The sequence below is a fragment of the Janthinobacterium goodfellowi genome, assembly GCF_051380695.1.
Classification (GTDB): Bacteria; Pseudomonadota; Gammaproteobacteria; order Burkholderiales; family Burkholderiaceae_D; genus Janthinobacterium.
Genome location: NZ_JBNYXN010000001.1, coordinates 493,197 through 519,424, shown reverse-complemented (window position 1 = coordinate 519,424; position 26,228 = coordinate 493,197). Strand labels below are relative to the sequence as shown.

General features: G+C 63.7%; 20 protein-coding genes and 1 pseudogene. 7 read left to right on the top strand and 14 right to left on the bottom strand.

The window, feature by feature from the left end:
* The first annotated feature begins 62 nt into the window (after positions 1-62).
* The gene (locus ACQ4WQ_RS02385; RefSeq protein WP_436494415.1) at positions 63-857 is read left to right on the top strand and encodes a PhzF family phenazine biosynthesis protein; all 795 of its coding nucleotides are present in this window, start codon (positions 63-65) and stop codon (positions 855-857) included.
* Between the two features lie 177 nt (positions 858-1,034).
* Positions 1,035-3,437 (top strand): TonB-dependent receptor plug domain-containing protein, encoded by a 2,403-nt coding sequence (locus ACQ4WQ_RS02380; protein ID WP_326456306.1) that lies wholly within the window; start codon positions 1,035-1,037, stop codon positions 3,435-3,437.
* A gap of 121 nt (positions 3,438-3,558) precedes the next feature.
* Here ACQ4WQ_RS02380 and ACQ4WQ_RS02375 read toward each other — a convergent pair whose 3' ends face one another.
* Positions 3,559-3,954 carry a glyoxalase/bleomycin resistance/extradiol dioxygenase family protein gene (locus tag ACQ4WQ_RS02375; RefSeq protein ID WP_326456305.1) on the bottom strand — a complete coding sequence of 132 codons (396 nt, stop codon included), beginning with the start codon at positions 3,952-3,954 and terminating at the stop codon, positions 3,559-3,561.
* Positions 3,955-4,364: 410 nt separating this feature from the next.
* On the bottom strand, positions 4,365-4,898 hold the full coding sequence (locus ACQ4WQ_RS02370) for a histidine phosphatase family protein (RefSeq protein WP_436494412.1): 534 nt from the start codon (positions 4,896-4,898) through the stop codon (positions 4,365-4,367).
* A gap of 197 nt (positions 4,899-5,095) precedes the next feature.
* Between ACQ4WQ_RS02370 and ACQ4WQ_RS02365 the strand changes: the two genes are divergently transcribed.
* Together ACQ4WQ_RS02365 and ACQ4WQ_RS02360 are read left to right on the top strand one after the other, a co-directional pair.
* Positions 5,096-7,291 carry an OsmC domain/YcaO domain-containing protein gene (locus ACQ4WQ_RS02365; protein WP_436494410.1) on the top strand — a complete coding sequence of 732 codons (2,196 nt, stop codon included), beginning with the start codon at positions 5,096-5,098 and terminating at the stop codon, positions 7,289-7,291.
* A gap of 15 nt (positions 7,292-7,306) precedes the next feature.
* Positions 7,307-7,907 (top strand): annotated as a pseudogene (locus tag ACQ4WQ_RS02360) (2-hydroxychromene-2-carboxylate isomerase).
* 2 nt (positions 7,908-7,909) lie between these two features.
* Here the strand turns inward: ACQ4WQ_RS02360 and coaD are convergent.
* The 5 genes from coaD to ACQ4WQ_RS02335 form a co-directional block, all read right to left on the bottom strand.
* Entirely contained in the window at positions 7,910-9,058 is a 1,149-nt protein-coding gene (coaD, locus tag ACQ4WQ_RS02355; protein WP_436494408.1) for a pantetheine-phosphate adenylyltransferase, read from the bottom strand.
* A 96-nt stretch (positions 9,059-9,154) separates the two neighbouring features.
* Positions 9,155-10,486: an ATP-binding protein gene (locus tag ACQ4WQ_RS02350; protein WP_436495945.1), complete on the bottom strand. Its 1,332-nt coding sequence runs from the start codon at positions 10,484-10,486 to the stop codon at positions 9,155-9,157.
* Between the two features lie 2 nt (positions 10,487-10,488).
* Positions 10,489-11,148 carry a response regulator gene (locus ACQ4WQ_RS02345; RefSeq protein WP_070221454.1) on the bottom strand — a complete coding sequence of 220 codons (660 nt, stop codon included), beginning with the start codon at positions 11,146-11,148 and terminating at the stop codon, positions 10,489-10,491.
* 31 nt (positions 11,149-11,179) lie between these two features.
* Positions 11,180-12,697: a Do family serine endopeptidase gene (locus tag ACQ4WQ_RS02340; RefSeq protein WP_070221472.1), complete on the bottom strand. Its 1,518-nt coding sequence runs from the start codon at positions 12,695-12,697 to the stop codon at positions 11,180-11,182.
* Between the two features lie 247 nt (positions 12,698-12,944).
* Positions 12,945-13,421, bottom strand: a complete 477-nt coding sequence (locus tag ACQ4WQ_RS02335; protein ID WP_326456300.1) for an Hsp20 family protein — start codon at positions 13,419-13,421, stop codon at positions 12,945-12,947.
* A gap of 199 nt (positions 13,422-13,620) precedes the next feature.
* On the opposite strand from ACQ4WQ_RS02335, the gene ACQ4WQ_RS02330 reads away from it, so the two are divergent.
* Together ACQ4WQ_RS02330 and ACQ4WQ_RS02325 are read left to right on the top strand one after the other, a co-directional pair.
* Positions 13,621-15,504, top strand: a complete 1,884-nt coding sequence (locus tag ACQ4WQ_RS02330; RefSeq protein ID WP_436494405.1) for a M61 family metallopeptidase — start codon at positions 13,621-13,623, stop codon at positions 15,502-15,504.
* A 70-nt stretch (positions 15,505-15,574) separates the two neighbouring features.
* Positions 15,575-15,925: a hypothetical protein gene (locus tag ACQ4WQ_RS02325; RefSeq protein ID WP_034783462.1), complete on the top strand. Its 351-nt coding sequence runs from the start codon at positions 15,575-15,577 to the stop codon at positions 15,923-15,925.
* Positions 15,926-16,123: 198 nt separating this feature from the next.
* Here the strand turns inward: ACQ4WQ_RS02325 and ACQ4WQ_RS02320 are convergent, their stop codons facing one another.
* The 4 genes from ACQ4WQ_RS02320 to imuA all read right to left on the bottom strand — a co-directional run bounded on the left by ACQ4WQ_RS02320 (position 16,124) and on the right by imuA (position 19,866).
* Positions 16,124-16,882 carry an alpha/beta hydrolase family protein gene (locus ACQ4WQ_RS02320; RefSeq protein WP_436494403.1) on the bottom strand — a complete coding sequence of 253 codons (759 nt, stop codon included), beginning with the start codon at positions 16,880-16,882 and terminating at the stop codon, positions 16,124-16,126.
* A gap of 70 nt (positions 16,883-16,952) precedes the next feature.
* Positions 16,953-17,657, bottom strand: a complete 705-nt coding sequence (locus ACQ4WQ_RS02315; protein WP_436494401.1) for a glutathione S-transferase N-terminal domain-containing protein — start codon at positions 17,655-17,657, stop codon at positions 16,953-16,955.
* Between the two features lie 81 nt (positions 17,658-17,738).
* Positions 17,739-19,226: a Y-family DNA polymerase gene (locus tag ACQ4WQ_RS02310; protein ID WP_436494399.1), complete on the bottom strand. Its 1,488-nt coding sequence runs from the start codon at positions 19,224-19,226 to the stop codon at positions 17,739-17,741.
* Positions 19,156-19,866, bottom strand: coding sequence for a translesion DNA synthesis-associated protein ImuA (gene imuA / locus ACQ4WQ_RS02305; protein WP_326457989.1), 711 nt, complete (start codon positions 19,864-19,866; stop codon positions 19,156-19,158). Before imuA ends, ACQ4WQ_RS02310 begins: the two co-directional genes overlap by 71 nt.
* Positions 19,867-20,072: 206 nt before the next feature.
* Here imuA and ACQ4WQ_RS02300 point away from each other — a divergent pair, with 206 nt between their 5' ends.
* Complete coding sequence (locus ACQ4WQ_RS02300; RefSeq protein WP_070310952.1) at positions 20,073-21,338, top strand: putative Na+/H+ antiporter; 1,266 nt, start codon at positions 20,073-20,075, stop codon at positions 21,336-21,338.
* A gap of 33 nt (positions 21,339-21,371) precedes the next feature.
* Here ACQ4WQ_RS02300 and ACQ4WQ_RS02295 read toward each other — a convergent pair whose 3' ends face one another.
* The 3 genes from ACQ4WQ_RS02295 to ACQ4WQ_RS02285 all read right to left on the bottom strand — a co-directional run bounded on the left by ACQ4WQ_RS02295 (position 21,372) and on the right by ACQ4WQ_RS02285 (position 26,217).
* Positions 21,372-23,405, bottom strand: coding sequence for a GNAT family N-acetyltransferase (locus tag ACQ4WQ_RS02295; protein ID WP_436494397.1), 2,034 nt, complete (start codon positions 23,403-23,405; stop codon positions 21,372-21,374).
* An 83-nt stretch (positions 23,406-23,488) separates the two neighbouring features.
* Positions 23,489-24,703 (bottom strand): MFS transporter, encoded by a 1,215-nt coding sequence (locus tag ACQ4WQ_RS02290; protein ID WP_436494395.1) that lies wholly within the window; start codon positions 24,701-24,703, stop codon positions 23,489-23,491.
* 290 nt (positions 24,704-24,993) lie between these two features.
* The gene (locus ACQ4WQ_RS02285) at positions 24,994-26,217 is read right to left on the bottom strand and encodes an extracellular catalytic domain type 1 short-chain-length polyhydroxyalkanoate depolymerase (protein WP_436494393.1); all 1,224 of its coding nucleotides are present in this window, start codon (positions 26,215-26,217) and stop codon (positions 24,994-24,996) included.
* Positions 26,218-26,228: the final 11 nt, after the last annotated feature.

Below are 26,228 nucleotides of genomic sequence, written 5' to 3'. Positions count from 1 at the left end.
TATACTCATCTGAAAACGGCCATCTCAGTTATGCTGGGGTTTTACCTTTTGTCTCGACCGCCATGATCGTCCACTTATTAAAATGTTTCGGCGCCGCACCCGGTGGCGGCAATGCGGCACTGGTCGTGGAAAACGACGGCAGCAGCGAAACGGCGCGCCAGCAATTCGCCCACGAGCGGCAAGTGAGCGCCTGCGTCTTCCTCGACCGGCAGGCGGACGGCGCGGAGGGATGCCTCGTGCTCGACTATTTTTATCCGCACACGCGCAGCCCCCTGTGCCTGCACGCCACCCTGGCGGCCGCGCATGTGCTGCTGACGGGGCCCGGCGCGCCGGCAACCTTGACGGTGACCACGGCCATGCGCGGGCAAGCCTTGCAGCTGGTGCGGCGTGAAGGGGGCTTGTTCATCGGCCTGGCGCCGCAGCCGGCGCCGGCCGTCACGGTGGAAAAATATGTGCCGTCCGAACTCATGGGTCAGCACATGCACTTGCTGTCGCCACCCGTGATCGCCTCCGTCGGCAGCCCGAAGCTGCTGCTGGAAGTGGCCGACCGCACCACCCTGCGCGCGCTGCGGCCGAACCTGGAACTGATCGCCGACTGGAGCGCCTTGCATCAAGTCAACGGCTGCTATGCGTATTGCCGCACGGGCGAGAGCGAATATGAAGGGCGCAACTTCAACCACCGCGACCCGGCGCTGGAAGACAGCGCCACGGGCGTGGCGGCGGGCGCGCTGGCAGCGCACCGACAACAGTCGCTGCGCCTGCATCAGGGCCACGTGACGCAGCAGCCCTGTTTGATCGAGGTGCAATACAGCACGCAGGCAATCTGGGTGGGCGGCCTGGTGCAGCGCAGCACCTGAACGGGGCATCGCGCACCAGTACAAGGCAAGCCCGGCAGCGGCAAAAAGAGAATCAACCAGGAAACAACAGTTACAGCAAATTTGTAATAACAAAACAAAGTATCGCTGGTGAATGCTGAAATGATGGCACTAGAATCAAGTCACGAATCTTGCTCATCAGCCACTTGGAGATACTGCGTGCCGACCCTCACCACCTTGCGTAAAGCCATCCTCATCAGCCTGTACGGCAGCGCCGCCATGGCCGCCTTCAGTCCCGCCGCCATGGCCCAGAGCACTGAAGCGGCCGCCACGGACGGTCCCGTGCAAACGGTCAGCGTGGTCGGCTCGCGCCGGGTCGCCAGTTCCGCCACCGACACCATGGTGCCGGTCGATATCATCCCCATTTCCCGGGTGGCCGAGCAAGGCGGCCAGTTTGACCTGGCGCAATCGCTGCAATACATCTCGCCCTCGTTCAACTCCACGCGCCAGACGGGGGCCGACGGGGCCGACCTGATCGATTCGGCCGCCCTGCGCGGCCTCGGCTCCGACCAGACCCTGGTGCTGGTGAACGGCAAGCGGCGCCACACGACGGCCCTGGTCAACCTGTTCGGCGCGCGCAACCGCGGCAACACGGGCACGGACATGAATGCGATTCCTTTGCTGGCGATCAAGAACGTGCAAGTGCTGCGCGACGGCGCCGCCGCCCAGTACGGCTCGGACGCCATTGCCGGCGTGATCGACATCGAACTGAAGAAAAGCCTGGGCTGCGAAGCGGTGGCCGGCTACAGCCAGTATTCCGAAGGCGACGGCAAGAATTACATGACCTCCGCCTACTGCGGCATCGCGCTGGGCGACAAGGGCACCCTGGCCATCACGGGCGAATACCTGGACCGGGGCCGCTCGAACCGGGCCGACGCGGACAGCATGCGCATCATCGGCGACACCAAATCGCAAAACAAGACGCTGTACATCAATGGCGACTACGCCACCAGCAGCACGGGCAAGCTGTACTTCACGGCCGGCGCGCAGACGCGCGACGCATCCAGCGCCGCGTTCGGCCGGGGCGGCATCGGCAGCGACGACATTCCGTCGCGCAATTCGGCCGCCATGTACCCGAATGGTTTCGTGCCTTTTATTAATGGCAAGATCGACGACCAGTACGCCACCATCGGCCACCGCAGCCAGATCGGCGAATGGCATGCTGACTTTTCGCAAACCTATGGCTACAACAAGATGCGCTATGACATCAGCCATACCTTGAACGCCTCGATCGCCAACCTCGACCTGATGAACGGCGGCAAGGGCGTCAGCGCCAGCAACTTTGACGCGGGCGGCTTCTCGTTCCAGCAGCTGACCAGCAACGCCGATTTCAGCCGCTATTACGATACGGTAATGAGCGGCATGAACGTGGCTTTCGGCGCCGAGTACCGCAGCGAGGAATACAAGATCATGGCCGGCGAGCCGAACTCCTACATCGATGCCGACGGCGTGGGCGTGGGCGGCAACGCGGGCAGCCAGGGCTTTCCCGGCTTCCAGCCCGGCGACGCCACCAAAGCCAAGCGCCACAGCATCGCCGCGTATGCCGACGTGGAACTGGACTGGACGGAACGCCTGAAAACCCAGGCGGCCCTGCGCTACGAAAAATTCAGCGATTTCGGCTCCACCGTGACGGGCAAGCTGGCCGCCAGCTATAAAGTGGCGCCGAACGTGCTGCTGCGCGGCTCGGCCAGCACGGGTTTCCGCGCGCCATCGTTGCAGCAAGTGTATTTCTCGTCCACCTTCACCGACTTCATCGGCGGCGTGCCCACCGACGTGGTGCTGGCGCCGAACGGCGGCACCGTCGCCAATGCGGCCGGCATTCCCAAGCTGAAAGAGGAAAAATCCACCAGCTTTACGTTCGGCACCACCTGGACGCCGACGCAAGCCATTTCCGTCACGGCCGACCTGTACAACATCAAGATCAAGGACCGTATCGTGCTGTCGGGCCGCTTCAATGCCGATAACTACCCGGACCTGGCCGCGCGCCTGGCCCTGCTGGGCGTGGGCGAGGCGCAATTCTTCGTCAACTCCATCGATACGCGCACGCGCGGCCTGGACCTGACGGCCTCGCACAAGGGTGAACTGGCCGGCAACCGCCTGACCACCTTCCTGGCCTTGAACTTGAGTAAAACGGAAGTGACGAAAGTCAAGACGCCCGCCTCGCTGACGGGCTTCGAGGATGTCTTGCTGTCCGAACGCGAACGCCTGTTCATCGAACAGGGCGGCCCCCGTTCGAAAGCCACCCTGGGCTTCGACTACGTCACTGGCAAGCTGGAGTCGGACTTGCGCATCATCTACTTTGGCCCGCAAACCCTGGGCACCTTCAGCGGCACGGCCGCCGGCGTACCGAATGCCCATTACGCGGCCAAGACCTCGGCCGACCTGAGCTTCACCTACAGCATCAACAAAAATACCAAGCTGACCTTTGGCGGCAACAACATCTTCAACGTCAAGCCCACCACGCAAAACGCGGACGAGACGGACAACGGCTTCAAGTACGACAGCGTGCAGTTCGGCCTGAACGGCGCCTCGTATTTCGGCCGGCTGTGGGTGAAGTTCTGATCGCCGTGTCCACCTGAAAAACAGCGGCTGCGCCAGCATGGGCAGCCGCTGTGTCTGCCTCAAAACGACTCAGATGGCAGGAGCTTGACGAGAGATGGCTTACCCCCTCGTCCAGGGTAATTCAGGCCGAACAGTTCAGCATCCACTGCACCCCGAACTGGTCCGTCAATTTACCGTAATAATCGCCCCATACCTGTATAGCGAGCGGTGTCGTGACCACCCCTCGATACGCCAACTTGTCAAAAAGCTGTTTCGTTAACTGCCTGTCATGCATTTGCAAAATATGTGCGGAACCGCGCATGGGTTCTGCATCCTCATTGTCAGAAGCAAAGAACAACACGCCTGGCCCTTCAAATCGGGCATGCATGATTTTCCCGCGCATGGATTCATTACTGACCGGCATGCCATCTACGCCAAAGCGCAATACATCGCTTATCTTGCCCAGCCCGCATTGCGTATAGAACGCCAATGCTTGTTCGCAAGTGGTAGTAAAAAAAAGATAATTGGATAATTGCATCAACTCATCCTTGCATCAAGTTAGACGAAGCGAAAGGACGGAGCGGTGACGTGCATGAGATTCAGATGCCATCAACCGTCCAGTATTGGCTGCAGACAGCCCCCATGAAGGATAGCCAATTATCAATCCGAAAAACGCATGCATTGTCACGAAAACACCGATGACCGCCGATGGATGCTGCCCCCGTACACACGGATATCGCTTCAGCGCCCCTGCGTCTCCAGTTTTCGCACAAAATCGCTTTTCCGGCCATCCCACAGGCATTTCCGGCATCGACCGTCATTGAAGACGTGCTCGCACCGTGGCAAGCCATAGATGACCGAGGCGCATTCGGGACACAGGCTGGCCATGCCTTCGGCCTCGTCACGGTATCGGCTGCCGCATTCGTCACAGGTTTTCACAGTTCACTTTCACAATTCATACACTCCCATGCTCCAGTACCGGCTGCCTTGCCTGTCGCGGGCACGCCAACCCAATGCCTGCAGCTCCTTGCCGATCAATCGATTCATGATGCCATGCCCGACCAGCAGCACCGGCCCCTGGGCCGCAAGCGCAACCAGCCGCTCGGCGGCGGCCCTGGCGCGCCGCCGGGTGAGCGTGAGCGAGTCCGCACCGCGCGCATAACCGAACAGCCAGAGCAGGCGAAAAATCACTGCCCAGGCTTCCGCCGGCAGCCAAGGGGCCCTCCAGAGCGCAAAGGGCAGCCTGGCCTCAGTGAACATCGCCTCTTGCATGAACGGCAAGTCGCCCAGTGCCCTGGCCGACGAGCATGCCCTCGGTGCCGTGCTGGCTACGATGGTCGAGGCGGAAAGTGCCGCCGCACAGCACTGCGCCGGTACGTCACCTTCTTTGATGAGCGATTGATTGTAGAGCTCAATCCACTGCCCCATTTGCATCGGAGCTATCCAGCGCCCCCTGGCGAGTCGGGGCTCGCCGTGTCTCATTAATGTTATTCGCATATTCAGTCAGATCGCCTCGCCCATTTATCCGTCCGCCTCATGGGGGGAACGTCCCCCTCGCCTGCCCTGCCGGCCTGGTCCGGCGGCTGCCGGCGGACACGGCCGCAGTGAACAATCTTTGCCCCGCAGCGGAAAGCACGGATAATAGCGCCTAACTCATAAGCACAGTATTGGATTACCTCATGGAAATTAAAGTCAACTTTCTCGACAAGCTGCGTCTCGAAGCCAAGTTCGACGATTTTACGGTCATCGCCGACCAGCCCATCCGCTATAAAGGCGATGGCTCGGCGCCTGGCCCGTTCGATTACTTTTTGGCATCGTCGGCACTGTGCGCCGCGTACTTCGTGAAGTTGTATTGCGATACGCGCAATATTTCCACGGAAAATATCCGTCTGTCGCAAAACAATATTGTCGATCCGGAAAACCGTTACCAGCAAATCTTCAAGATCCAGGTCGAGCTGCCGGCCGATATCTCGGCCAAGGACCGCCAGGGCATCCTGCGCTCAATCGACCGTTGCACGGTCAAGAAAGTGGTGCAGACGGGCCCCGAGTTCGTCATTGAAGAGGTGGAAAACCTGGACGCCGATGCCCAGGCCTTGCTGGCCCTGAATCCGGCCCCGGGCGCGAGCACCTATATCCTCGGCAAGGATTTGCCGCTGGAACAAACCATCGCCAATATGTCGGGCCTGCTGGCGGGCCTGGGCATCAAGATCGAAATCGCCTCGTGGCGCAACATCATTCCGAATGTGTGGTCGCTGCATATCCGCGACGCGCATTCGCCCATGTGTTTCACCAACGGCAAGGGCGCGACCAAGGAAAGCGCGCTGGCCTCGGCCCTGGGCGAGTATATCGAGCGCCTCAGCAACAACCATTTCTACGCCGGTTCGTTCTGGGGCGAGGACATCGCCAACGCGGATTTTGTCCATTATCCGAACGAACGCTGGTTCAAGCCGGGCCGCAAGGATGCGCTGCCGAAGGAGATTCTCGACGCATATTGCCTCGACATCTACAACCCCGATGGCGAACTGCGCGGCTCGCACCTGGTCGACACCAACTCCGGCAATGCCGAGCGCGGCATCTGCTCGCTGCCGTATGTGCGCCACTCCGATGGCGAGGTCGTGTATTTCCCGTCGAACCTGGTTGAAAACTTGTATGTCAGCAATGGCATGAGCGCCGGCAATACTTTGGTTGAAGCCCAGGTGCAATGTCTGTCGGAAATTTTCGAACGGGCCGTCAAGCGCGAAATCATCGAAGGCGAGATCGCCCTGCCCGACGTGCCGCAGGAAGTGCTGGCGAAATACCCGGGCATCCTGGCGGGCATACAGGGGCTGGAAGAACAGGGTTTCCCCGTGCTGGTGAAAGATGCGTCGCTGGGCGGCGTGTACCCGGTGATGTGCGTCACCCTGATGAACCCGCGCACGGGCGGCGTGTTTGCCTCGTTCGGCGCGCATCCGAGCCTGGAAGTGGCGCTCGAGCGCAGCCTGACGGAATTGCTGCAGGGCCGCAGCTTCGAAGGCTTGAACGACTTGCCGCAGCCGACGTTTGCCAGCGAAGCCGTCACCGAGCCGAACAACTTCGTCGAACACTTCATCGATTCGAGCGGCATCGTCTCGTGGCGCTTTTTCAGCGCCAGGGCCGATTACGATTTTGTCGAGTGGGACTTTTCCGGCCACGGCGAAAACTCGAATGCCGAGGAAGCGGCGACCCTGTTCGGCATCCTCTCCGACATGGGCAAGGAAGTGTACACGGCCGTGTATGACCAGCTGGGCGCCACCGCCTGCCGCATCCTCGTGCCAGGTTATTCGGAAGTATATCCGGTCGAAGATTTGATATGGGACAACACCAACAAGGCGCTGCTGTTCCGCGCCGACATCCTGAACCTGCATAAGCTGGACGATGCCAGCCTGGAAGACTTGCTCGACCGCCTGGAAAACAGCGAGCTCGACGAGTACGGCGACATCGCCACCCTGATCGGCATCGAGTTTGACGAAAACACGGTCTGGGGCCAGCTGACGACCCTGGAATTGAAGCTGCTGATTCATCTCGCCTTGCAGCAGTTCGAGGAAGCGAAAGAGCTGGTGGAAACCTTCCTGCAGTACAACGACAACACGCTCGAGCGCAAACTGTTCTATCAAGCCTTGAACGTGGTGCTGGAAGTGGAACTCGACGATGAGCTGGCGCTGGACGACTACGTCGTCAATTTCCGCCGCATGTTTGGCGACGACCGCATGGATGCGGTGCTGGGCTCGGTGGACGGCAGCGTGCGCTTCTTCGGCCTGACCCCGACCAGCATGCAGCTGGAAGGCCTCGACAGGCACCAGCGCCTGATCGACAGCTTCAAGAAACTGCACGCGGCGCGCGCCAAGGCGGCTGCCTGACCTGGGAGCGCTACCATGGCCGCACTGGAATTCTGGTTCGATTTCGGCAGCAACTACAGCTACCTGAGCGCCATGCGCATCGAAGCGCTGGCGCGTGAAAAGCAGGTCCATCTGATCTGGAAACCCTTCCTGCTGGGCGTCGTCTTCAAGGCGCTGGGCTGGGAGACGTCGCCCTTCATCCTGCAAAAACTCAAGGGCGATTACATGTGGCGCGACATGGCGCGCCAGTGCGAAAAGTACGGCTTGCCATGGCGGCAACCGGGCGCCTTTCCCCGCACGGCCCTGCTGCCCATGCGCGTGGCGCTGATCGGCGCGGACCAGGGCTGGATTGCGCCCTTTTGCGCGCCGCATGATGGCGATGAATTTCGCCGCGGACCGCGATATCGACAACACCGAGGCCGTCAGCGAGGCCTTGCAGGAACTAGGCCTCGATGCAGGCGCCATCCTGGCGCTGGCTTTGACACAGGACAACAAGCTACGCCTGCGCCGCCAGACTGAGCAGGCACAAGCACTCAAGCTGTTCGGCGCCCCCAGCTTCATCAGTGGCGGTGAACTGTTCTGGGGCAATGACCGGCTCGAGGATGCGCTGCAGCATGCGGCAGCCAGCCGCTCGTAAACTCAGCCACCCGCCAGCGCCGCGATCTCCTTCTGCATGTTGTCAATGGCCCGCTCGTTGTACTGGTCGGCGAAATACGCATCGCCGAACAGCTGGCCCGCCTGCGCCTTGGCGCACAGGTGCTGCAGGGCCAGGCCCCGCTGTTGGTTGAAACGCGCGGGGTCCACGTGCGCGTATTCTCTTCCGATGGCTTGCGTGTAAGCCTGGTACACCTCTTCATCCTGCCCGAGGATGGCCAGGTCGGCGCTGAGCATGGCGTCTTTCAGCGCGTGGCTGATGCCGGGGCCCTGGAAATGGTCGGTGGCGCGTATCAATTGCGCCACATCCTGGTTGTCGCCCGCATCGAGGCCGCTGGCCAGCCACAGCTGGGCACTGGCCTCTTCACTCGAATACAGGGCATCGTCGTCGTGACTGTAGACGGCATCGTGGAACCAGAATGCCTTCTTCACCAGCGCGCTGTCGCGCTTGGGCGCATAGGTATTGTCGGCCCACACGCGGATCTCGGACAGGCCGTGCACCAGGTGGTCGAGGTTGTGATAGTGGCGGTCCGGGCCGCCATACGCCTGCGGTCCCGTCAGGTGCGCGAACCAGTGATCCGCCAGCGCGATGTCGGCTTGCGAGGCGGTGGCGTAGTTCCACAGCGCTTCCCACTCTTTGCGCAGGCAGTCGAGTATCCATGCCTGGTAGGCCGGGCCGGGGACGAATTTCTTCATGGTCCAGTTCCAGCCGACAGGCCCTTCCAGCGCCTTGACGAAGCTCGAACTGACGGAACCGAGGTCGCGCGGCGGCATGACAAAGATGGTCTTGGCGCCCTGCAGCACATCCACGTTCGTTTGCTGGATCAGGTTTTCATAGTCGAAGTCGGCCGTCGTGCGGATGCCGCGGATCAGGTAGTCGCAGCCATGCTTTTTCGCCGCGCGCGCAGTGTAGTCGCCCTTGACGATGACCACCTGCACATTGTCCCAGCCGCACTCGCGCGCGCTCTGCTCGATGATGCGCTTGCGGTCTTCGGCGGGGAATTGCGGCTTCTTGGCGGGGTTTTGCGACAGGAACACGATCACCTCGTCGGCGAGCGAACGCGCTTCGCCGATCACCCACATGTGGCCGTTGGTGATGGGGTCGAGGGTTCCTGAAAATCCGATTCTCTGCATGCTGCGCTCCGTGGTCTGGTTCTGCTTGTTTCGCAGACAATATAGGGCCACGGCGCGCGCGTCAATGCAACATGCCAAAGATGATGGTTAAAACGCTCATTTCACGGCTTGCGGGAATTCCACGCGCACGCACAGGCCGCCCAGACGCTCGGATTTGTCCAGCACCAGGCGCGCGCCATGGCGCTCGGCGATAGCCTTGATGATGGCCAGCCCCAGGCCGCTGCCATTGGCGTCCGTGCCGGGCACGCGGTAGAAGCGGCTGAAGACGCGCTCGCGCTCTTCAGGCGGGATGCCGGGGCCGCTGTCTTCCACGGACAAGGTCACGCCGACGGGGCTGGCGCGCAGGTCGATGTCGACCGTGCCGCCCTGCGGCGTGTACTTGATGGCGTTGTCGACCAGGTTGCGCAGCATGATGTTGAGCGCATCGGCCTGCCCTGCCACCTTGGCCGGGTCCATGTGATGCAGGCCCAGGTCGATCTTGCGCGCCTGCGCGATGCCGGCCATGTCGCCCAGCGCGCGCTTGACGACGTCGTTCAAGTCCACGGCCTGCAGCTGGTCGCCGCTGGCGGCGCTCGCTTCCTGGCGCGCCAGCACCAGCAGCTGCTCGACCAGGCGCGTGGCCCGTTCGATGCCCGAGCTGACGCGACTGATCGCCAGGCTGCGCTTTTCTTCCGATTCCGCCCGCTCCAGGCTCAATACCTGCAGTTTCAATGCCGCCAGCGGCGTGCGCAATTCATGCGCCGCGTCGGCAACGAAATGCTGCTGCGCGTCGAACGCCGTTTTGACACGCCCGAACAGCAGGTTCAATTCATGCACCAGGGGCCGCACTTCGTCGGGCAAGCCCGCTTCCGAGACGGGCGACAGGTCGTCCGCCTGGCGCGCCGCCACCTGCTTGCGCACGCGCGAGACGGGCGCCAGCGAACCGCTGACGACCCACCACACGACGAGCATCAGGATAGGCGCCATCAGCGCAATCGGTCCGACCGTGCGCAGCGCCAGGCTGCCGGCCATGCGCTTGCGCACGGCCATGTCCTGGGCAATCTGCACGGTCTGGGAACTGGTTTGCACGGAAAAGATGCGGTAGGTGGTGCCGTTGGCTTTCACGTTCGAAAAGCCCAGCACGGCGCGCTGCGGCAGTTCCGCGCGCGTGATCGAGCGGAACACCTGCACGCCGTCCGGCGTCCATACCTGCACCACCATGTCGTTGTTGACGGGGTCGGCTGGCAAGGCTTCCGCATGGTTGGCCAGCGGCGCGCCGGAGCGCAGCGACAGGGCCATCTGCTGCATGTGATAGTCGAAAATCTGGTCGGCGTCGTACAGGGCGCTGCGGTAGGCGATCGACGCCTGCGCCAGGGCCGCCATGATGATGGCCGCCAGCAAAAACCACAGCAGGCGCCCGCGCAGCGAGTGCGTCACCATGACCTTCATCCTCATGCCTTCGGCACCATGTAGCCGAGGCCGCGCACGTTCTGGATCAAGTCGCTGCCGAGTTTCTTGCGCAAGCCGTGGATATACACTTCCACGGCATTGCTGTTGACTTCATCTTTCCAGCTGTACAGTTTTTCTTCCAGCTGCGCGCGCGACAGCACGATGCCGGGGCGCGCGATCAAGGCTTCCAGCACGGCCCATTCGCGCGCCGACAGGTTCACGGGATGGCCTTCGGCGATCACTTCGCGCGTCAGCGGATTGATGGAGACGCCCTGGTGTTCGAAGACCGGTTCCGGCCGTCCCGAGGCGCGCCGCAGCAAGGCGCGGATGCGCGCCAGCAGTTCGTCGAGGTCATACGGTTTTAATACGTAATCGTCGGCACCCGCGTCGAGACCGGCGATGCGCTGCTCGACGGCGTCGCGCGCCGTGGCCACGAGTACCGGCGTGTCGAGCTTGCGCAAGCGCATCGAGCGCAGCACGTCGAGGCCATCCTTGCGGGGCAAGCCCAGGTCCAGCAGCACCAGGTCATAGGTCTGCGTCTGCAGGGCCGTATCGGCCATGTCGCCATCCTTGACCCAGTCCACCGCGTAATGCTCGGCGCGCAGCAAGTCGAGCACCACCTCGCCGATCATCGTGTCGTCTTCTACCAGCAATAAGCGCATGGCTTGCCTCTCTATCTCGTTATTCTTGTACTCAACCCAAACGCACGGGGATGAAGATCTTGTCCGGGCCGCGCTGTATCAGCAAGGCCACCGACTTGGCGGATTTTTCCACCACGTCGCGCACTTGCTCGACCGTGTTGACGGGACGGCCATTGACCGACAATAGCACGTCGCCCGGCTGCACTCCGGCATTCGCGGCGGCGCCGCCCGCGTCTTCCACCAGCAGGCCGGCGCTGATGCCCGCCTCGCGTTTTTCATCCGATTGTAACGGACGCAGGGCCAGGCCCAGTTTTACCTTGCCGGCGGCGCTGTCGCTCTTCGCCACTTCGGCCACCTTGTCGGCCGCATTGCCCAGGGTTGCCGTCAGGCTGACGATCTTGCCGTCACGCCAGACATCCATGGTGATCTTGTCACCTGGCAAGGACGTGCCCACCAGCGCCGGCAAGTCGGCCGAGCCGATGATGCGCTGGCCATTCACCTTGCGCACGACGTCGCCCGATTTCAGGCCCGCCTTGTCGGCCGGGCTGCCCCGCTCCACGTTGGCCACCAGCGCGCCTTCCGGCGTGGCCAGCTTGAACGAATCGGCGAAGCCCTGGTTGACTTCCTGCACCGTCACGCCCAGCTTGGCATGGCTGGCCTTGCCCGTGGCGACGATCTGGTCCTTGATGCGGCCGGCCAGGTCGATCGGGATGGCGAACGACAAGCCCTGGAAGCCGCCCGTCTGGCTGTAGATCTGCGAATTGATGCCGACCACTTCGCCGCGCGTGTTGAACAGGGGGCCGCCCGAGTTGCCGGGGTTCACCGCCACGTCCGTCTGGATGAACGGTACATTGCTGTCGTCGGGCAGGGAACGGCCCTTGGCGCTGACCACGCCGGCCGTCACCGTGCTGTCGAAGCCGTAGGGCGAACCGATGGCCAGCACCCATTCGCCCACTTTCAGGTCGCTCGAATGGCCGAGCGGCACGACGGGCAGGTTGTTGGCGTCGATCTTCAGCACGGCGATGTCGGTCTTCGGATCCGTGCCGAGCACCTTGGCGCGAAATTCGCGGCGGTCGTTGAGCTTGACGGTCACTTCGCGCGCATCGCGCACCACATGAGCATTCGTCATGATGACGCCGTCGGGGCTGACGATGAAGCCGGAACCGAGGCCGTGCGTGGGCACGTCGCGCCCGCCGCGCTGCCCGCCTTGCGGCCCCTGGAAGCGGCGGAAGAATTCGAAGAAGGGGTCGTTGCCGAAATCGTCATTGCCGGCCTGGGCCGATGGGTCGTAGGCCACCTTGGTGCTGCCCGTGACGCTGATGTTCACCACGGCCGGGCTGTTGCGCGCGGCGATCTGGCTAAAGTCGGGCAAGGCCACCAGCGGCGCGCTGGCGGCGGGCGCCACGGCGGCAGCCACTGGGGCGGCAGGGGCGCCAGCGGCGGCGGCATTCGCGCCGGCATTGTTCTGATGCACCACCATGGCGCCGCCGGCGCCCAGCACACCGATCGCGGCCAGCGCGGCTACGGTGCGTTTGATTTTCAGGGATGCGGTATTCGTTTGCTGTTCCATGAATTGCTCCTCATTCAATGAGATTTTGATGTATGCAATAGTGGGCTACGAGTCTTAGGCGGTGCTTAACATTTTTCTATTTGGAAACAGGCATTTGCGCCTTTAAGCAGGGTTTAATCTTGCGTGCCGCGTGACAATCAATGGAAGCCCGAACGGGCTCCGGACGTGACACTGGCCGGATCAACCGGCCAGTATTTTACTGCATGGGAGAGGCTAGCCCGGGCGCCCGAGGGGCGCCGCGATCAGATCAGGCTGCCTGGCGCTGTTCCAGCGCATTCACGTTAGCGGCCGTGGTAATGGTGTCGCCGCCGGTGCCGATCTCGATCTTGCGCGGTTTCAGCGCTTCCGGCACTTCACGCACCAGGTCGATGGTCAGCATGCCGTTTTCAAACGTGGCGCCCGTGACCTTCACGTGGTTGGCCAGCTGGAAACGCTGTTCGAAATCGCGGGCAGCGATGCCGCGGTGCAAGAACGTGCGCTCGACGCCATCTTTCTGCTTGCGGCCCGTGACGTGCAGCGAGTCGCGTTCAGTGATGATGTCGATTTCTTCGCGCGAGAAGCCGGCCAATGCCATCACGATGCGGTATTTATCTTCCGACACCAGTTCGATGTTGTAGGGAGGATAGCTCGGTTGCGCATCGGCGCGTTGTTCGTTGAGCAGCTGTGCCAGGCGATCGAAGCCAATGGCGGAACGATACAGAGGAGCAAGGTCAAAAGTACGCATGATAAATATCCTTTTCAAATGAAGCGATAAGAGGGGCGGACCTCACCGTGAGCATCCGCCTGTTACCGATATACGGCCTCTCCAGTCCCTTTCAAGGCCTTGAAATTGGCGTAAAACGCCCCAGACGGCCTCGAATTTGTAAGAAATTTTTACAGAATGCTAGACTTCCCGTTTGCCATTCCCGCCGCCGCCCCGTCCCATGCCCTATTCCCGTGCCGTCCTGTCCCTGTCCTTCTCGCTTCTCGTTTTCACTGGCGCCCAGGCCGCCTCGCCTGGCGCAGCGCCCATCATGCTGCATGTCGATGCCAGCAACGTGGCGCAGCAACTGTTCAGCATCCGCGCAAGCATCCCCACCGCGCCCGGCAAGCTGACCTTGCTGTATCCGCAATGGGTGCCGGGCAACCACGGCCCCAGCGGCCCCTTGAACCAGCTGGCCGGCCTGCGCCTGTCCGCCAACGGCGCGCCCCTGGAGTGGCGGCGAGACCCCGTCAACATGTTCGCCTTTCACGTGGACGTGCCGGCCGGCGCCACGGCCGTGGAAGCGCAATACCAGTTCCTCTCGCCCGTCGATACGAGCCAGGGCCGCATCACCATGACGAGCGCCATGCTGGGCGTGCAATGGCATGCGATGACACTGTATCCGGCCGGGCGCGCCGCGCGCGACATCCTCGTGCAGCCATCGTTGACCTTGCCGGCCGGCTGGGAATTTGCCAGCGCCCTGGAAGTGCGCGCGCGGGCGGCCACGCCGGCCAGCCAGCAAGTCGATTTCGAGCCGCTGGACCTCGACACCCTGGTCGACTCGCCCGTCTTTGCCGGACGCCATTTCGAGCGCATCGACCTCGATCCCGGCGCCAAGGTGCCCGTGCTGCTGAACGTGATGGCCGACAGCGCCGACAGCCTGGAAGCGTCGCCGCAACAAGTCGAGCAACACCGCGCCATGCTGCAGCAAGCCTACAAATTGTTCGGCGCGCGCCATTACCGCCACTATGATTTCCTGCTGGCCTTGAGCGACGAGTTCGGCGGCATCGGCCGCGAACACATGCAGTCAAGCGAAAACGGCGTCAAGCCCGGTTATTTCAGCGAGTGGGACAAGAACGAGGCGGGCCGCGTGCTGCTGCCGCACGAGCTGGTGCACTCGTGGAACGGCAAGTTCCGCCGCCCCGCCGGCCAGGACACGCCGGACTTCAACACGCCGCTGCAAAACAGCCTGCTGTGGGTCTACGAAGGCCAGACGCAGTACTGGGGCAATGTGCTGGCGGCCCGCTCCGGCCTGGTGGCCCCGGCCCACATGCGCGACCTGTTCGCTGCGACGGTAGCCCATTACGACATGATGCCCGGGCGCAGCTGGCGCACCATGCAGGACACGACGAACGACCCCATCATCAATGGCCGGCGCCCCATCGCCTGGAGCAGCTGGCAGCGCGACGAGGATTACTATATGGAAGGCGCGCTGGTCTGGCTCGACGTCGACACCACCATCCGCGCACTGTCGGGCGAGCGCCGCTCGCTGGACGACTTCGCGCGCGCCTTCTTCGGCATGCAGGATGGCGATACAAGGCCCCTGCCCTACACCTTCGAGGACGTGGTCGCGGCCCTGAACGCCGTGCAGCCGCACGACTGGGCCGCCTTTTTGCGCACGCGCCTGGAGAGCCACGGCCCCGGCGCACCGCTCGATGGCCTGGCCCGCGCCGGCTGGAAACTGGTCTACCGCGACACGCCGACGCCGTTCATGAAGGCCAATGAAGAGCGCAGCAAGAGCACGGACCTGACGTACTCGCTGGGTTTGACGATCGACAAGGACGGCAAGCTGGGCAAGCTGCTGTGGGACGGCCCCGCCTTCCAGGCGGGTTTGTCGGGCAACACGACCTTGCTCGCCGTGAATGGCACGGCTTACACGCCCAAGCTGCTGAAGGCGGCCATCCAGGCGGCCAGGACGAGCCCGCAGCCGATCAACCTGCTGGTCAAAAAGGGCAAGCAATTCCAGACGGTAGCGCTCGACTACCACGGCGGCTTGCGCTACCCGCAACTGGAACGCATCGCCGGCACGCGCGACCGCCTGTCGGCCATCCTGCAGGCGCGCTGAGGCGGAGATTGCCCGGCGATTTTGCGCCGCGCCCCCCATGCGGGGCCGGCTTTTGGTGTATGCTGGCGACATGAACAATGACACCGACATCCAGCTCAGCGGCCCCTTCAAGGCCACCGACGGCTCCGGCCGTGCCCACGACATCAAGGCCATCCGCATCTTCGACGAAGGCTACGGCATCATCGACGTCTACGTCGATTTCGCCGCCCCGCTCGAAGCGGGCGCCTACAAGGACAAGACCCTGGTCGGCCACATCCTGGCCCGCCTGCGCAGCCTCGGCTACGTAGGCCCCGACTTCGGCCACGGCGACCTGGGCCTGCAAGACAAGAAACTGATCGTCCTGGAAGCGCCCGAGGAATTTTCCGCCTTTGCAGTCAGCAAGGGCTGGAAGGATCTATCCGCCGAATTTGACGAAGACTGAGAACACCTGACCAAATCTACTGCGCGTCGCGCTTTGCGGCCGGCGATGCTCACCGTGCTTTAGCACGGCTGCGCTTCTCGGCCACAAATCACTGCCGCTCGCTACGATTTTGTCAGGTGTTGTAAAGTACCAATAGTATCCGCGCCGCGCCAGCTTCTGCTGACGCGGCGTTTTTCATGGGCGACCGCTTAGTTCAGCTTAGTTGATATAACGCGCGCTCCAGGCGGCGATCACGTTGGCGACATAGGCGGCATCATCGCGCCCCGTCAATAAGTGGTCTGCATCGTCGAGCGAGACGAAGCTTTTCGGGTGCTTCGCGGCCGTGAAAATATCCATGGCGTTCGACAGGCTCACCGTCGTGTCGTTCGGCGCGTGCATCACCAGCAGGGCGCGGCGCAGGCCGGCGATGTGCTCCTTCAAACTGTGGCTGCCCGCGTCGTCGACGAATTGCTGGCGGATGCGGAAGGGCCGCCCTTCCAGCTGCACCAGCGCTTCGCCTTCGGCGGCGATTCGCTCCAGATGCTCGCTGAACATGCGCGTCACGTAGGCGGGCGTGCTCGGCGCGGCCAGGGTGGCGATGGCGGTCGCTTCCGGCACGTGCGCGGCGGCGGCCAGCACGGCGGCGCCGCCCAGGCTATGGCCGATCAGCAATTGCGGCGCAGCATGTTTTGTCCGCAGGAAATCGGCGGCGGCGACCAGGTCGTCCACGTTCGACGAAAAATTGGTGGCGGCAAACTCGCCTTCGCTGGCGCCCAGTCCCGTGAAGTCGAAGCGCAGCACGGCGATGCCGTGTTCCGTCAAGCCTTGCGCGATGCGCCGCGCGGCCAGCACGTCCTTGCCGCAAGTAAAACAGTGGGCGAACAGCGCGTAGGCGCGGATGGCGCCGTCGGGCGCGTCGAGGCGCGCCGCCAGCACATGGCCGTGCGCGCCGGGAAAATCTTGCCGGGTGGATTTCATTGTCTCAGATCAAAGCTGCCGCGCAGGGCGGCCGATGGCGCATTGTAGCGCCGCCCGGCCGCCGCCTGTTTTAACCACGCTTGGGAATATCCACGCCCCTGGCAACGGCGGGCCTGGCAAGGAACGCGTCCAGCGCGCGCTGCACGTTCGGGAAATTGCTAAACCCGACGAGGTCGCCGGCGCCATAGAAGCCCACCAGGCAGCGCACCCACGGGAAGATGGCGATGTCGGCAATCGTGTACTGGCTGCCCATGATCCAGTCGCGGCCCTGCAGGCGCTGCTCGAGCACGCCCAGCAAACGCTTCGCTTCGCCCAGATAGCGTTCGAGCGGACGCTTGTCTTCGTACTCCTTGCCGGCGAATTTGTGGAAGAAGCCCACCTGGCCGAACATGGGACCGATACCGCCCATCTGGAACATCAGCCATTGGATGGTTTCGTAGCGCAGGCCCGCATCCTGGGGGATGAACTTGCCCGTCTTTTCCGCCAGGTACAGCAGGATGGCGCCCGACTCGAACAGAGCCAGCGGCTTGCCGTCGGGACCGTTCGGGTCGAGGATGGCGGGAATCTTGTTGTTGGGATTGAGGGACAGGAAGGCGGGCGACAGCTGGTCGTTCTGCTCGAAGCTGACCAGGTGCGGCTCGTACGCCAGGCCCAGCTCTTCCAGCAGGATCGAGACCTTGATGCCGTTCGGCGTGGGCAGCGAGTACAGCTGCAGGCGCTCGGGATGCCGGGCAGGCCATTTTTGGGTGATGGGAAAGTCGGAAAGCGGTGTCATGGATATCCTTCATTTCAATTAAAGACGCGACGCAAGAAAGCAAGTATAGCCAAGCATGGCCGTTTCAGCAGGACAGCCCTTTCAGCCAAACAAACCATGCAAAAACCAGCGCGGTGCGGCGTCCTCTCCGCTGCCGGCGATGCGTTCGCGATAGACCCAGTAGTGGGCGTGGTCGAGGCCTTCCGCAATAAAATAATCGCGCGCCTGCGACTGGCCCCACCAGCCTGCTTCGATGCGCTCGGCAACGGACACCATTTTCAAGGGCGAGCCATAGAAGGGCCGGTGCTCGCGCATCAACAGGGCGATGGGCTGGGCCAGCAGCCAGCCGGGACGGGGCATGCCGGGCAAGCCGGGCGGCAAGTCGGGTGGCGCGCTTTTCCCGCTGGCCCTGGCCGGCAGCGGCAGCCACTGGTTGGCCGCCTCGGGGCGGTAATCGGCGCGCGGCACTGCCTGCAAGACATTTTCCATGCCCAGGCGCGCCACCAGCAATTCCAGCAGACGCTGGCGCTCCTGCGGCGTGCCGCCCGGCTCGGGGAACAGGGTCTCGCTGGGCGGCGTCATCGGCTGCACCTGCAGCGCTTCCAGGGTCAGGCCGATCACGGGCGCCTCCAGCACCAGCTGCGCCAGGCGCTCCTTGAGCAGGCGCACCAGATGCTCGTCGCGCCAGACGGCTGTACCCAGCGCCAGGTCGATGACGGTGGGCGGGCGCGCCACCCTGCCCCGCTCGTGCGCCAGCAGCAGCTGTATGCGCTCGACGGCAAATTGCCGCGCGCACAGCCAGCCCGTCATTTGCTGCAGCAGACGGCGCGCGCCGAACAGCAGCGCGTCGGCGTGCTCCACGCGGTCGAACAGTTCCAGGCTGGCGCGGAACGTGGGCGGCGCCTCGATCCAGACGAACAGTTCCGTGCTGTGGCCATGCGCGTCGTCGAGCATGTCCAGCAAGGCCCCGCCGCAGCGGCGCTGCAAGCCGGGCCGGGGCAAGTGGCGCAGCTGCCCCAGGGTGCGGCAGCCGATGCCCTCGAACCAGTCGAGCCAGGGGCGCGCGGGCGGCAGCAAGGCGCACGGCAGGCGGTCGAGGCGGCGCACGAGGCTGGCCATGCTCAAGGTACGGCCCCGGCGCGTGGCGGCACGCGCCAGCAGCCAGGCACCGCGTGCCGTGGGGGCGCACGACAGCTGGGCCGTATAGCCCAGTGCGCGCAAGCTGGCCGCGATGTGCCGGCACAGGGCGCGCACGCCGCCGAACAGGCGCAGGCTGGCGCCCGCATCGACGAGCAGGGTCGCTTCCTCGCCCTGCGCCACCAGCGGCGAATATTGCAGCAGCGCCAGCGCCACCGCCTGCAGGGCCTGCGCTTCCAGCTCGGGCGAACGCTCGTGCAGGCGCGCCTGCGGCGCCAGCATCAGCGCGCCCGCGCGGCGCATGCCCGGCCGGATGCCGGCGGCCAATGCCAGCGGCGACACGGCCATCACTTGCTCCTGCTCCAGCACCACGCCGAGGCTGTCAGCCGACCAGCGCGGGCAAAACACTTCGAGCGGAAGCCGGGGCAGGCACAGGCCGATCCAGAGTCGCATGGCGTAGCAATAATGAAGGAGGTTGCAGGGGCAGGAACAGGGGCGCGTCACGCTGCGGTCCCCGGCGCTTGATGAAGCCGATCTCGATGCCGCCGGCGGCCGGGCGCACGGACAGGCGCAGCGGCGCGGGCGACGCATCCTGCGCGCCGTGCAGCGGGCGCAGCATGCAGAACAGGGTGTTGCCCGACTGCGCCGCCAGATGCAGCCGGCGCAGGCTGTCGGCGCGCACGTGCGATTGCCAGAACAGCAGGGCGCCGCACGTGCCGCTGCGCAAGATGTTCTCGGCCGCCCACAAGGCATCCTTGCTGCCGGCGCTTTTGAGCCACAGCAGCTGCGACGGCGCCAGCCCCTGCGCGGCAAGGGCCAGCGCCTGCGGCGGATGGGGCGGCTGCAGCAGCACGATGGGCAAGCCCGGCAGCTGCGCCAGCGCGGGCGCCAGCAGCCGCAATTCGCCGCTGCCCGGTTGCTGTACCAGCAGATCGATGAGGCTGCCGCTGGGCCAGCCGCCGCCGGGCAGCTGCGCGGACAGGGCGGCAAAGCCCGTGTCCAGGCAGCGCGCGGCGCCCTGGCCCAGCTGCGATGCGCGCCACAGGGACGGGTGCAAAGCTTCCGGCGACGCCATCAATTGGGAATGTTGCATAATTGAATATTAAGATGAGTACTGTATGCATATACAGTACTATCCGGACCCGCTTTTGGCAAGGCTTATCTGCGCAGCGCCTGCCCGCAGGCCGCTCCGCCATGTCCGAAAAACCCCGTTTCTGGCATCGATTGCTGTACCATAAGCACTCTCCTTACCGCTCGGCAATGCACCGGGCGGCTTCCTCCGTCCATAAGGAAACGCATTTGACCACCATCCAAATCATCAGCGCCATCGTCTTCGGCCTTGCGCTCATCCACACCTTCGCCGCCAAGTCGTTTGAAACATTATCGCGGCGCCACCCCCGCCATGCGGGCTTGCTGCACTTGCTGGGCGAAGTGGAAGTCGTGTTCGGCTTCTGGGCCTTCATCCTGATCATCATCATGGCCTTTGTCTCGGGCAGCGATGCGGCCATCGAGTATGCCGAGTCGCGCCATTACACGGAACCGCTGTTCGTCTTCGTCGTCATGGTCGTGGCCGCCTCGCGCCCCGTGCTCGACGCCGTGCAGCGCCTGCTGAAAGGCGTGGCGCGCGTGATGCCGCTGCGCACGGAACTGGCCCTCGTCTGGCTGGGCCTGGCGCTCGTGCCCCTGACGGGCTCCCTGATCACGGAACCGGCCGCCATGACCCTGGCCGCGCTGATGCTGGCGCCGCAAATCTTCCGTCCCGGCATCCCAGAATGGCTGAAATACGGCGCCTTGGGCGTGCTATTCGTCAACGTTTCCATCGGCGGCACCCTCACCTCGTATGCGGCGCCGCCCGTGCTGATGGTGGCCACCACGTGGAACTGGGACAGCGCCTTCATGGCCACCCATTTCGGCTGGAAAGCCGCCATCGCCGTGCTGGTCAACGCCACGGGCGTGAGCATCTTGCTGCGCAAATATCTGCACAGCAACACGTCCGACATCAAGCCGAAAGCCGGTGAAGTCGAAGCGCCGAAAGTGCCGCTGGCCGTCAGCCTCGTGCACATGATCGTGCTGGCCGGCGTCGTCACCCTGGCGCATCATCCCGTGCTGTTCATCGGCCTGTTCCTGTTCTTCCTCGGCTTCGTGCAGGCGTATGAGCGCTATCAAAGCCCGCTGATCCTGAAGGAAGGCTTGTTGGTCGGCTTCTTCCTCGGCGGCCTGGTGGTTCTGGGCGGCATGCAGCAATGGTGGCTGCAGCCCATCGTCTCGAGCCTGAAGCCGCTGGCCCTGTTCTTCGGCGCCCTGGGCTTGACGGCGATCACGGACAATGCGGCCCTCACTTACCTCGGTTCGCTGATCGTCGGCATGACGGACGAAGCGAAATACATGCTGATGGCGGGCGCCGTGGCCGGCGGCGGCCTGACCGTCATCGCCAATGCGCCGAACCCGGCCGGCGTGGCCCTGCTGCGCCGCGGCTTCAAGGATGAATCGATCGGCGCCGTCGGCCTGCTGGCCGGCGCCCTGCTGCCGACGGCCGTGGCGGGCCTGGCCTTCCTGGCTTTGTAGCCACCCCAGTGCGGCGGCCACCCGGCCGCCGCTTTAATTGCCTTCGTAGACGAGGAAATGCAGCCGGTCATAGAACAGGCTGTAGGCATAGTCGAACGTGCCCACGCTGCGAAAACCCTTGTGCAGATACACTTGCAGCGCTTCGCTCTTTTCCCACACCGTCAAGGTGATGCGCGCACAGCCCTTGCGGCTGGCCAGGTCGCGGATTTCATGGAACATTTGCCGGAACAGGCCCTGCCCCCGATATTTCTCGTCGATGGCCAGGCTGCTGACGAAACAGTCGTCGGCGCGCGCATGCGCCAGCACGAAGGCGTCATACGCATCGTCGAGCGCCTTCATGTCATCGCGGTAATATGACACGGCGCCGCAGGCCTGGAATTCGGCCATCGTCGCGGCCGTGAAAAAGCCGATGAAGCGCTCGTCCTCGTCATGCAGGCCGTGGATGTGCGCCAGATACGGATCGATGTTCTGCCGCCGCTGCAATTCGACGAACTGCAGATTGAGTTTATTTCCAAAAGAGCAGTATTCCAGATAACTGGTGGCAAACAGCAATTTGGCCATGCGGTTCTTCGTCTCGTCGCCCAGCAGTTCGCCCGCCACCAGCTTGAGCGGCGCATGCGACAGCAAGCCCGCCTGCGCCTCGTCACCGGGCGGGGCGGCATCGCCGGCGGCCGGCATGCGGCTGCCGTGGCGGCCGACGGTAGGGCGCCAGAAATTGCCGGCGGCAATATGCTGCGAACGGTGGGCCAGCAGGTAGCGGCAAAAGACGTCATTTACGCGGTCGAGCTGCGGATCGTCCGACAGCACCGAGTAATAGTGGAAGTGATCGATGTCCGCCCGCAGCTGGGCCGCATACGCCATGCGCGGCACTTCCTCGATGTCGAACACGTCGACGATGTCGGGCAGGCGCAACGGATCGTCGAGCCGCCAGTCGATCTCGTCCAGCCGCGCCACGCAGCGCGCATACGCGCGCCGCTCCTCGTCGCTCAGGGGGATGTGCATGCCGGTAATGATATCGTCCAGCAAGCGCATGCCGCGGATGCCGCCCGCCACCGCTTCGCGCACGCCGTCATACAGCACGCAATAGCGCTGGTAGAACTCGGCATGACTGAGCAGGGTCACGCCCAGGTTTTTCTTCCATTCGGCATAGAACTGGCCGAACAGCTGCGCCTCGAATTGCGGGCAGGAACGGGGAATCTGCGCATCGATGCCCGCATAGGCGAGGTTCACATTGCGCTGGATCACGCGCAGCGCGGCGTCATTCTTCTTGGCGATCAGCATGCCCGTTTCATCGAGAAACAGATTCATCCAGCTGACGTGCCGGCGCTCTTCGCTGTCATCGCCCCCGCGCTGGAAATAATCGGGCACTTCCGGCTTCATCAGGAAAATCGTCGCCGGATTGTGCGGGATCGTATCGACATCCATGTACATGCCGCCGTATTCGCACATGATGAGGATGCGGAAATAATCGGACAGGGTGGCGAAGTAGCGCTGCGTATGCAGGATATCGAGAATGTCGAAGCGCGCGGGCGCGAAGTCGAGCGCCAGCGCGCGCAGCGAGTTGATGTGCAGGGTCGTGCCGCCGATGGCATAGCGGCCTATCGTGTAGCGCCCGGCGCCGCCCGTGGGGCTGAAGCGCTCGTCATTGCGCAGCTGCTGCGCATCCCACACCCACAGGATGGAGACATACGGCGCGCCGCCGTTGTACCGCACTTCTTCCAGCGCCGCGCCCCACTGCCCGATCGCGTCAAATGCGATGGCGGGCAACGGTCCGCCCATCCAGATGCGGTGCAGGTAGCGCTCGTCGTCGCCGAGCGCGCGCGTGGGGATGCAGCTGAGCGAGGAACAGCTTGCCGCATTGAAATGATTAAAGTTCAGGGCGACGAAGCTGCGCAGGTCGGCGATGCCCGCCTGGTGCTCCGCGGCCAGTTGTTCCAGATCAATGCCTGGGGGCCGCACATCGGCCAGGGTGATGTAATCGAGTTTCAGCCGGTTGATGCGGAACTCGTATTCCAGGTTGAAAATCTTTGCTTGATCGTGTTTTGAGGCCAGGTCATCTATTTTCATGGGCGCACCATTTTCCGCAGGAGAGTGTCAGTAAACTTCGCAGGAGGTAAAACAAGATCGACAACACGCGCATCGTTGCGCCATCAGTGCCGGGCCAGCCGCACCTCGCTTTCCCGGCGCCCCGCCATGCCCCGCGTAAACAACAGCAGGCAGACGGCGATGACCACGATGACGGGAATATTCAGCAGCGCATACGTCTCGAGCGCATAGCCGAAGCGCTGGCACAGCACGTTGTACAGCTGCAGCCAGGCGGACAAATAAATGCAATACAGCAAGCTCATGGCAGCCGTCGTCAATGTCATCGACTCCTTGCTGGCCGTGATCGCGCTGCGGATCAGGGCGCCATTGAACAGGCCGAAGCCGATGGAATAGACAAACATGCAGGCCGCAAACACATCGACGTGATGGCGGCCCGCGCCGGCGCCCAGCATGCCGGCCGCCGCGATCAGCCCGCCCATGCGCAGCAGATGGACGAGCGGGAAATCCTGGCGCAGGCGCTGGATGGCGATGCTGCTGAGGACGAAGCCCGACAGAATCACGCATTGCAGCGCGATATAGGTGGCATAGGACGCGCCCATTTCCTGCAGCACGAAGATGGGTGAAAAGCCGATCCAGGCCGTCAGGGGCACGGTGGCCAGCCCGGCCGTGAACATGCCGAACATGAAGCGCCCGTTGCTGAAAATGGCGGCATAGCTGCGCACGACGGCGGCAAGGTCCAGGCGCGTGACCGTGGGCGCCGTGCGCGGCATGGTCTTGAACAGGCCCAGCAGGGACAGCAGCGCCAGCAGGCCCGAGAGGAAAAACACGTAGCGCCAGTCCAGCCGGCTGATGATGGCGCTGCCGAGGATCGGGCCGGCCAGGGGCGCGAGGATGGTGGTGCTCGAGAGAATGCTGCTGAGCTTGACGGCGGCCATGTCGTCGAACAGTTCATGGATCATGGCATAGCCGACAAAGATGAAGCAGCAGCCCATGCCCTGGATGAAGCGCACGGCGAGAAATTGCTCGATCGAGGCGGTCAATGGCACGGCCAAGGTGGCCAGCAGGAACAAGGCATTGCCCGTGAGCACCAGCTTGCGCTTGCCGATCGTGTCGGCCAATGGTCCCAGGAAAATCTGCAGGGAACTGCCGCCCAGCAGATACAGGCTCAGGGACAGGGGGACGAACTTTTTCTCCGCCTGGAACTCCTCGACGATGCCCAGCATCGCCGGCATGATCATGTCATTGGACAGATAGATATTCAGTTCGAAGACGAGAAAAAACGCAAAAAACCACAGCAACTGCTTGGACTTGATGGACATGGCGCGTTCCGTAACGTGGGTGGCTGCCGTCAGTGCATGCCGGCCGTCGGGGCATGGGACGGCGAACACGATTTACACTGAAAACGTGTACCAATTGTATACCAGTTCGTATTTTTAACGCCGATTTTTGTATTTTTTAAATACCGCAGCAATACCACTTACAGTAACTCCATGGCATTGCGGCAATGGCGCCTGCCCTGAAAAGGGCGCGGCCAGCATGCCGGCGCGCGGGCGCGGGCATATCGAGGAGGGAAGAACGATGCGTACCAGTCGGCGCGCGGCGCGGCCGCTTACCGGCGGCGGTGGCTGGCGAAGAAATCGAGCAGCATCTTGCTGGCGTCGGGCTTGGCCTTGTCGTTGAACGGCAGGCTGGCATCGCCGCCGCTCCAGGCGTGCTCGAGGTGTTCGACCTGCGCCACGCGCAGCAGCACCTCCTTGCCCACCTGATAATCGTGCAGCGCATAGGCATGGGCCGGATTGCGTCCGCCCGCCGCCCCGCCCGGCAGGCGCTGCGCCGTCACCAGCGTCTCGGCGGGCATGCGGTTCACGCGCACGCTCTGGCGCACCAGCTGCGTCTGGTTAATGGGCCGCACCACCTTGTCGGCCAGCCCTTGCAGCAGGATGGTGGGCAGGCGGGGGAACGCGGGCTGGCGCGCCAGCACTTCATCGATGGCCGCATCGGCACGGGCGGCTGCGCCATGCTGCATCACGCCCAGCGCGCCGATCAGGTTATGGCCGGCGCCAAACACGGGGCCCGAATGCAGGCCCAGCGCCGCGAACAGATGCGGGTGGTTCAGGGCCACGATATGCGCCATGCCGGCGCCGGCGGAAATGCCGCAGATATAGATGCGCGCGCGGTCGATCGCATAGCGGGCCGCCACCTGCTCGATGGCGCCGACGATCAGGCGCACGTCGCCGCCGCCCTCCTGCGTCAGCTTGTCGTACCACTTCCAGCAACGGCGCGCATGCGAGCGCAGCGATTGCTGCGGATACAGCACGGCATAGCCCTTGCGCTCGGCCAGGCGGTTCATGCGCGTGCCGTCGGCAAACTGCGTGGCGCTCTGTTCGCAACCATGCAGCATCACCAGCAGCGGCCGGCCCCGGCTGCGCATGGCGGCGCTGGGCGCCTTCTCGGGCAGGTACAGGAAATATGGCAGGCGCCGGCCCGGCAACTGTCCCAGTTCCGGCAACGGCGCATAGTGGGCGGCCAGCCACTTGCCCGGCGGGGGCGCCGTTCGCTTGCGCACGCGCGAGGGCGACAGGGGCGTGGCAAACGGCGCCAGCGAGGGCAGCGCATCGCTGGCGGGCCTGGCGCGCGGCGTCACCCTGGTCTTGGCCTTGGTGTTGACCACGGTCTTGACCCCGGTCTTGACCACGGGCTTGCTGCGGGGTTTGGCCCTGGGCTTGGCCGGCACGGGGCCGAACAGCACCTTGGCCAGCTTGGTCGCCGTGCGCTGCTGCGCCTTACCTGCGCGCAATAGCCCACGCAGCCATTTGGTGGCGGGCTTTACCATGGCGCGCGGCG